Here is a 631-nt window from a genome sequence, read left to right as displayed (position 1 = left end):
CCTCCGGAAAAGGTACTGTTAAGTCCGGGGTAGCTTAAATAAGCAGAATTGTTGTTAGCAGTATCTTCTTCCCAATCCAATTTCCCATCAATCGCTGTAATGGCAGCCCCCCCAGCATTTACCCGGTATAAGACCTCAGCGATGGCCTGTTCTTCTATAACATTTACAGAAAAACTCTGCTCTATATAATTAGAATCGGCGTCAGTAGCACGAATTGTAACCACTGAAACTGCCGGGGAATCGGGATAGCTTAGGTTAAGGCTACTGCCCGATATAACAGCACCGACAGCCGAATTGGTATTGCCCGAAACACTGTAAGTCAGGTTCCCTACACCGGCATCATCGTCAAAATATGGTAACAGACTAATAGTTTCTGTAACCGCTCCTACATTACGTTCAATATCAGGAAGTGCTAAGACGATGCCGGGACTATCGGAATTTACTTCCCAGGTGAAATTAAAACTTACCGCATCATTGGTATAAGCATCACTATCGTCTACTATTACCGTAACTGCATAAGGACTGTTGGCGGCTGTCCCCTGATTTATTGTACCGCCTATTTGGCCATTGGTAGGTTCTATAACTATTCCTGGCGGAGCGCCAATTATGCTATAACTTAAATTACCATCGC

At 44.4% G+C, this 631-nt stretch carries 1 protein-coding gene; it reads right to left on the bottom strand.

The window, feature by feature from the left end:
* On the bottom strand, positions 1-631 hold a 631-nt coding region (locus tag I6U50_RS15750), incomplete at both ends, for a putative Ig domain-containing protein (RefSeq protein ID WP_198639554.1).

The sequence above is a fragment of the Salegentibacter maritimus genome (assembly GCF_016236975.1).
GTDB lineage: Bacteria > Bacteroidota > Bacteroidia > Flavobacteriales > Flavobacteriaceae > Salegentibacter > Salegentibacter maritimus.
Note: the sequence above shows the minus strand (reverse complement) of the source record. Positions and strands in the feature narration are given on the sequence as shown.